Annotated in this window: 6 protein-coding genes and 1 pseudogene; 5 read left to right on the plus strand and 2 right to left on the minus strand. The window is 37.2% G+C overall.

From position 1 onward, the window contains the following. The 3 genes and pseudogenes from NEOC84_RS00605 to NEOC84_RS00615 all read left to right on the plus strand — a co-directional run. Positions 1 to 200 (plus strand): annotated as a pseudogene (locus NEOC84_RS00605) (hypothetical protein); the annotation flags it as partial. A gap of 128 nt (positions 201 to 328) precedes the next feature. After that, positions 329 to 919 (plus strand): GNAT family N-acetyltransferase, encoded by a 591-nt coding sequence (locus NEOC84_RS00610; RefSeq protein ID WP_166154304.1) that lies wholly within the window; start codon positions 329 to 331, stop codon positions 917 to 919. A 734-nt stretch (positions 920 to 1,653) separates the two neighbouring features. After that, on the plus strand, positions 1,654 to 1,857 hold the full coding sequence (locus NEOC84_RS00615; protein WP_166154306.1) for a DUF378 domain-containing protein: 204 nt from the start codon (positions 1,654 to 1,656) through the stop codon (positions 1,855 to 1,857). A 494-nt stretch (positions 1,858 to 2,351) separates the two neighbouring features. Here the strand turns inward: NEOC84_RS00615 and NEOC84_RS10010 are convergent, their stop codons facing one another. Both NEOC84_RS10010 and NEOC84_RS00625 read right to left on the minus strand, forming a co-directional pair. Further along, positions 2,352 to 2,711, minus strand: coding sequence for a phosphatase PAP2 family protein (locus NEOC84_RS10010; protein ID WP_166154314.1), 360 nt, complete (start codon positions 2,709 to 2,711; stop codon positions 2,352 to 2,354). 403 nt (positions 2,712 to 3,114) lie between these two features. After that, a complete protein-coding gene (locus NEOC84_RS00625) occupies positions 3,115 to 3,600 on the minus strand; it encodes a DUF6314 family protein (RefSeq protein ID WP_166154308.1) in 486 nt (161 codons plus the stop codon). A 503-nt stretch (positions 3,601 to 4,103) separates the two neighbouring features. On the opposite strand from NEOC84_RS00625, the gene NEOC84_RS00630 reads away from it, so the two are divergent. Together NEOC84_RS00630 and NEOC84_RS00635 are read left to right on the plus strand one after the other, a co-directional pair. Continuing rightward, positions 4,104 to 4,547, plus strand: coding sequence for a hypothetical protein (locus tag NEOC84_RS00630; RefSeq protein ID WP_166154310.1), 444 nt, complete (start codon positions 4,104 to 4,106; stop codon positions 4,545 to 4,547). Between the two features lie 101 nt (positions 4,548 to 4,648). Continuing rightward, a complete protein-coding gene (locus tag NEOC84_RS00635; RefSeq protein ID WP_166154312.1) occupies positions 4,649 to 6,676 on the plus strand; it encodes a thioredoxin domain-containing protein in 2,028 nt (675 codons plus the stop codon). Positions 6,677 to 7,120 lie beyond the last annotated feature (444 nt).

Raw genomic sequence — 7,120 nt, forward strand, 5'->3', positions numbered from 1 at the left:
GGGGGGGGGGGGGGACTAAAACAGATGAGGTGGCCCATATTTGGGAAAAATGTGGAGCAAAAGCTAGAACGAACAACCCTCAGCCATGCAGGCAGCTCGCTATAGAAAACGGCCTAGGTTGGCTACATGGTGAGAAGCCAACAGGAGCTAAGGCAAAAGAAGGATCGGCTATTCAAAAAAAGATGAACCATCTATGTTAAAAAAATGGTTCAAAGGTATGTGTTTTTCTTTGGAAGCTAAGGAAAAAATGAGGAAACAGTTCCTATCTAAAGGGCTAGATAGAAAGATGTATCTCAAGAAATAGTTCAAAAGCGATTAACAGAAATATATGGCAAGTAAAATAGTCATCCAAACAAAACGACTTATTCTACGTTCTTGGATAGAAAATGATTTAGAAATTTTTGCTCAACTAAATGCCGATGAGCGCGTTATGGAATATTTTCCTTATAGGCTAAATAAGGAAGAAAGCGATCAAATGGCAAAGCGCATGCAAGCTAAGATTGAGGCAAAAGGTTGGGGATGCTGGGCCGTTTCTCGTCTAGATACACAGAAGTTTATTGGATTTATAGGTCTGAATACAGTGGATAAACCTACTTTTCCTCTTCATTTTGCTCCTTGTACAGAAGTAGGATGGAGATTAGCTTATGAGTCTTGGGGCAGGGGATACGCTACAGAAGGCGCAGAGGCATGCCTTAGATATGCTTTTGAAACATTAAAGCTTGGTGAAATTGTTTCATTTACAGCTGCTCAAAATCTTCGTTCTATGGCCGTGATGAGAAAAATTGGAATGCATCATAATCCCGCTGAAGACTTCAATCATCCCAGGATCTCAGAGGGCCACTGGCTAAGAAGGCATGTCTTATATCGATTAAAGGCAAGCGAATGGCAAAAAATGATAATAGGTAAGAAAGATAAATAGTTAAAGAAGAGAGGGGTTAGAGATTAACAGCACTTTTTTTCAATTTATCTCATTTTTTTCTGCGCTAACTCATGTCGAAAGGATTGTACAATTTTTCTATGATTTTCTTTGCTATAGCTATGAGAATGTCTAAAATGCAGTCGGCTATTTATTTGTACAACCGAGCTTTTCTTATTTTGTATATTTGCCTGCTCCTAAGGATTGTTTGCTAAGGATATTAGCTATCCACCATCTTCTAAATAAGCTTATCGATTGTTTCTTTATATATAAAAATGCTTATTTAGTTTTGCTTAAAGTTTGCATTTAGCTTCTTCAAACGACGAATATGTCTATAGAAAAGCTCTTTCCGAAGAACACTTTTTTCTTAAGCGGTACTTAAAAAAAATTTAAGGAAAGCGTTAGCGCTTTCCTTTCTTTAAAATCTCCTAACATACGTTTGGTAGAGAACATTTTTAAGTTTAGTCAGCTATCTTAAAACTAGTTGTTAAAGCTGATTTTTCTATTTCCTTGCCACCTTATACTTTTTTGTAAATAAAGAGCAATTTTTGATCATTATTTAAGCCTCAATTTTATTTTTAAGATTTAATCTAAGCTAAGTGGAAAGCAAAAGGTACCTTAAGGTCACAGGAGATCAAGCAAAGAAATTCGTTTGCTCTTATAAAAAAAATAGTGAATTTATAATAGCAAATATATAAGTTGATTTACGAGCTTAAACCTTAACCTAAGGAGAGAATATGAAAACATTAGACATTGTTACAGCAATTTTACTAGCAGTTGGAGGTCTTAATTGGGGTTTAGTAGGGTTATTCGACTTTAATTTGGTTGAGTTTGTCTTTGGTCAATTCCCTGCAATAGCAAAATTAATTTATGCCCTTGTGGGAGGAGCTGCTGTCTATCAGCTTTTCCAATGGAAAACGCTCAAAAGTTGTTGTAGATAGAATTTTTAGAGAATAGTAAAAAGAGATATAGTAAATTTACTAGGCGCTAGCCCTCTATTATAAAATTAAATAGAGTAGCAAAAATTTTACTGCTTCAATTAACGTATCCCTGCAAGGTATGTAGGGATACGCCAGGATGGCTGAGGGTAAGGGGAATATAGAAAATTTCTCCCTAAGCAAAAAATCATAAATTTGCCTAGCCTTTATTAAAATCCAAAGCCAACACTCTAAAATTTTTACTTAAAAGATAAAATTCATGTTATTGCGGTCAATGAAAGGTTCTTTTATCTGTCTAAAAATAAATTTAAAATGATAGGCTTTTGAGTAGCTCTTTATGCAAACATATACTTATGCTTAATAAAGAGCATGTTTATAAAGAAAGGACTGGCGATAAGGATTAATACACTTTTAACCCATCTAAACAAAGATTATTTAGACCGTATAATTAAAAGACTAACAACGGGCATTATTTGATCAATTATTTAGGAAAGATTTTAAAGCCTGGGTATTGTTAGATAGCTGATCGTACTAGCTAAAGCAGCTCCTACCAGCACATCGTAAGGCCAGTGAGCTTTTATAAGCGCGCGGCCGATTGCTACTCTTATAGCGGCAAGATAGGAAAACGCAACAGCTGGGGAGAGGATAGAATGGCCATATCTTACGATCAAAAAGGCAGGGCCTAAAAAAGCTGCAGCTGTGTTGTCTGAGGGAAAAAAGCGATTGCTTCCCGTCGGCCGTTCTTCAGGAACGCTTCTTTTTAAAATTTCTAAACAAATCTGGGTAATGAGGGTGGAAAGAGCCAGCCAGCCAAAACTTTTGCAATCTTTTTGGAGGAGAGCATAGCTGCCTGAAATAACTTAAAGGGTTACCTCGCCGATATCAGTATAAGCTGCAATCTATGAACGTTGGCAGGGATTAATAGTTGGAAGGTAAGAACTAAGCATATTTGGTTGAGCTCCACCTGCTGGCTTAAAGTATTCTATGTTTGGATAAACATTCAGCTAAAAATTCCTTAAGTTAAAGATGGCTGGAGATTTTTTTAACTTTTAGCTTGGCTAGGGTAGCATCTATGAAATTTTGTAAAGAAAAAGAATAAGGTAAAAAAATCTTTTCTATCTTAAGTGATTACAGCTGCTATGAAAAGTGGGTCATACTTTTCTCTGTTCTAGCAAAGGCTTTTTTCGTGGAAAATTTTTAATCTACGAATGAACGAGTGCTAGAAAAAGCTTATTACTTGCTTCTTATTTAAATAAGCGATTAGAAATAGGAGTAATCGATCTGCTCGTCTTTGCGCGGCCCCTTTATTCTCCAGGCTAACTGGAAGCCAAAGGGTTCAAAATAAACCTTACCGGAATAGATATCTTGCTTACAAAAGTAGGAATTTAAAGAGGATAAAAGGTGTGGATTAGAAGGAACTAAATGAAGGAGGAAGATTGGCCGGCTTGCTCCTTGCCGCAAATGTTCTAAAGAGATTCTGCAAGCTTTAAGGTCTAATCCCCATTGATATACATTGTAAAAATTAAACTGCATTCCTTGCTGATTATGCCACGTTCCTCTTTCATCAAAGATTAATAGAGTATGACTTTGCTTTGTTACTTTCACTTCCCCTCGTCCTTGCCCATTCCATCCTTTTTCATCGTTTGAGTACGTTTGAGAAATAAATGTGAGCTTTGTAATGCTCTTCAATTTTTTCCAAAATGCCAAAAGTATCTGATGGTTTTGCTCTTGAGTTATAAATGCCATTAGAAAAAATTTACTCCTTTTGCTTTTCCTGTCCACAAACATGTGTGTGGCAAAAGCGTTAAATAATTTATCTAAAAACAACAGAGATAGATATTTCAAAATCCTAGGAAAGTTTAAGTGTGACATATACACAGTTTCATTAGCAAGCAATCCTCTTAAGGATTTTTATGTTGACCCTTAAGATACTTCAAAAATTGGATGAGCTAAAAAGTTTAAGCTTTCTTTTAGAGGATTGAATTTTGATGGGTTCGAAATACATTTTGCGGCCACATCCTACTTTTATTTTCTCTTGCTAAGAGGCAGCAGAGCTCTTTTCTTAGATATTTTATTCGTTTAGCATATAAGAGATTTTTTAAAATGGCTTTTAAAAGTTTTTTATTGTAGCTAGGTAGAAAGATCCTCAAACTGATAAATAACTAGATTATATAAGCTTACATCTTCTAAACTTTTAGCTAAGCAATTAGCTGCTTTTTAATTGTTTTAAAGCAATATGAGAGGTAAAAATGCAGATTTTTCCTGATTCCGCACCCAATCCTCAATCCAAGAAAGAGCAAATTATTGCTTTATTTTTAAAGGGGGTTACCGAGGTGGATGAGATTGCCCGTTTAACAGGAGCTAGGCCGACCTATATAGGTTCTTTGTTGCAAAAAGAAGGGTTAATTAAAGGATATTTTGATTTATATACTTCTAGCCAGTTCTTCATGAATGCTTATTCAAAGAACTTTGCCAATCGGCTAGGCTTTAAAGATTCCCTAGCTGTTCAAAAAAGTCTTAGAGTGCTTACCCGCAATTATAATAAGTTCAAAAAGAGTGGAGATCGCGCTGGACAGCACCATACCTTAATCATGGCACTTACCATGTTCAACCGCGCCCGTTGGATGGGGAAAAATCAAGAAGCAGAAGCTTTTAGCCAATGGCTTATTGAGCATTTAAGCCTAGAAAAATAGCTTTGCCTGCAAGCTTTCTTCCACATTTTAAGGTTCTCTTTTTTTGTAGATAGATTTAAAGTTATTCATAATGAGTCTCAACTATTTACTAAGAGGTGAAAATGTCTAACATGCCCAATCATCTCGCTTCTTCTTTAAGCCCCTATCTTCTTCAGCATCAGTATAATCCTGTCGATTGGTATCCCTGGGGTAAAGAGGCTTTAGAAAAAGCCACGCATGAAGACAAACCGATCTTCTTATCCATTGGCTATTCAGCCTGCCATTGGTGCCATGTAATGGAAAAAGAATCCTTCGAAGATAAAGAGGTGGCAGAACTACTAAATAAGCATTTTATTAACATTAAAGTAGACCGAGAAGAGCGGCCTGATCTAGATCGTCTTTACATGTCGTGCGTGCAAGCAATGACAGGCCATGGGGGGTGGCCCATGTCTATCTTTATGACGCCTAATCTAAAACCCTTTTTAGCAGGCACCTACTTTCCTCCTACTTCCCGCTATGGGATGCCAGGGTTTCGCTCTTTGCTACAGGAAATCATCCTGCAATGGAAACATAATCGCACTAAACTTACTGGTTCCTCGGAAAAAGTTTTTCAATATTTATGGGAAGAAGAGAGCCAACATCAACAATTTCATGGTTCTCTTTCTAATAAGCTTCTCGAGCGGCTTGTAGAAGACTGCCAAAAGGATTACGATTCTGAATGGGGTGGTTTTGGAAAAGCGCCTAAATTTCCTCAGGCTGGAGCGTTTTTTGCCCTTCTGCATCAATATCATCACCACGACCAGCCAGAGAATTTAAAAATGATAACCCATACTCTTGAGCAAATGGCACGCGGGGGTATTTACGATCAACTAGGAGGGGGCTTTCATCGCTATTCTGTCGATGAGAAGTGGTTAATCCCTCACTTTGAGAAGATGCTTTACGATAACGCTCTTTTAAGCCGCTTATATTTGGAAGCCTATCAGCTTACTAGGCAAAAAAGCTTCCTTGATGTTGCTTTGCATACTTTGCAATATTTATTAAGAGAGATGCGCGATCCTTTAGGGGGCTTTTATTCCGCTGAGGATGCAGATTCAGAGGGGGAGGAAGGAAAATTTTATCTTTGGTCTCTTGCTCAAATAGAGGAGAGTTTGCAAGATCCTCAGCTCTTTTGCCATACCTACGGAATAACAAAGGAAGGAAATTTTGAAGGAAAAAATATTTTACATCTTCTTTCGCCTTTAGAAGCCCTCTCATTTCAAGAGCAAGAAAAATTGGCTGTAGATCGTCAAATACTTTTGGAGAAGCGCAACAAACGTATCAGGCCTGGCTTAGATGATAAGATTCTGGTCGACTGGAATGCTTTGCTGATTTCCAGCCTAGCCAAAGCCTACCAAATCACAGGAGAATCGTTATACTTGGAGTCCGCTCAACAAGCAGCACAATTTATTGAAAATAATATGATTCACGAAGGTCAATTGTATCATTTATGGCGAAGAACTTTAGGATCTACACCAGGTTTTTTGGAAGATTATGCTAACTATATTCTAGCCCTTCTAGATCTTTATGAATGTGATTTTAATATAAACTGGTTGGAAAGGGCTCAAAACATGATGGAAAAAATGAGAGTGCTTTTCTGGGATCCTAAAGATAAAGCTTTTTTTGCATCCTCCCTAGCGCATGGCTCGCTTTTGGTGCGTAAAAAAGTCTTTAATGATGATGCTACTCCTGCTGGCAATGCTCATGCAGCCCTAGCTTTTCTTCGATTAGGTAGCTATTATGAACGTAGGGAATATAATCAGATGGCTGAGCAAATTCTTTCTTTGCATGCCACGGCAATGCAACAAGCGCCTAAATGGTATGGCACCCTGCTATGTGCAGTTGATTGCTATCTTTCTTCAATGCAGCAAATCGTCTTGCTAGGAGATGTACAAGATAAAAAAATTCAAAACTTGCTTGCTGTAATTTATAGTGAATATCTCCCTCACAAAGTTGTGTCTTTGGTTAATAAAAGCTCTCAAGAGTTGCCTGTAAACAAAGGTAAGGAAGGCGACCCAGGCACTGCCTTTGTCTGTTATCAACAACGCTGTTTTCCTCCCACTTCAGATCCTAGTAAGCTACATTGCTTATTAAAGGAAGGAGCCGCATTGTGAAAAGCTAAGCTAAATCTTCTTAACCTGTAAGCTATAATGCTGTGGGGGCAAAGCTTTTAAATAGACTGCTAATACAAAAAAAATTTCCTTGAGTCTACACAGATGAGAAAAGTTTGAGCAAAAGACTAAAGAAGGGTAGCTCCAATTTAGGCAAATAAGATGGCAAGTTGAACGAGCCATATCTTGGTTGCAAAGGAAATTGTGGCGCATCTTATAAACTTTTAAGCAGCTTTTTGTGTAATCACACACTTAATAAAAAGTTTGTTTTTACGGAAAAAACCAGGCGGGAAAAAGGTTGATTTCTTTTTTGTTTATATGGGCAGAGTTTCTTTAAAAGGCATTAGCTAGTCCAACCTGATTTACCCTAAAAAACTCCATCATTGCATCAATTTTAAAAAGAAAAAATGTAAATTTCCTTTTAATGGTAAGCTAAAAAAGTAGAAA

This window comes from Neochlamydia sp. AcF84, assembly GCF_011087585.1.
GTDB lineage: Bacteria > Chlamydiota > Chlamydiia > Chlamydiales > Parachlamydiaceae > Neochlamydia.

Bases quoted from the DNA above. Each gene is read 5' to 3' on its own strand.
- NEOC84_RS00610 (WP_166154304.1), top strand. From the start codon at position 329: ATGGCAAGTAAAATAGTCATCCAAACAAAACGACTTATTCTACGTTCT.
- NEOC84_RS00615 (WP_166154306.1), top strand. From the start codon at position 1,654: ATGAAAACATTAGACATTGTTACAGCAATTTTACTAGCAGTTGGAGGT.
- NEOC84_RS00625 (WP_166154308.1), bottom strand. From the start codon at position 3,600: ATGGCATTTATAACTCAAGAGCAAAACCATCAGATACTTTTGGCATTT.
- NEOC84_RS00630 (WP_166154310.1), top strand. From the start codon at position 4,104: ATGCAGATTTTTCCTGATTCCGCACCCAATCCTCAATCCAAGAAAGAG.
- NEOC84_RS00635 (WP_166154312.1), top strand. From the start codon at position 4,649: ATGTCTAACATGCCCAATCATCTCGCTTCTTCTTTAAGCCCCTATCTT.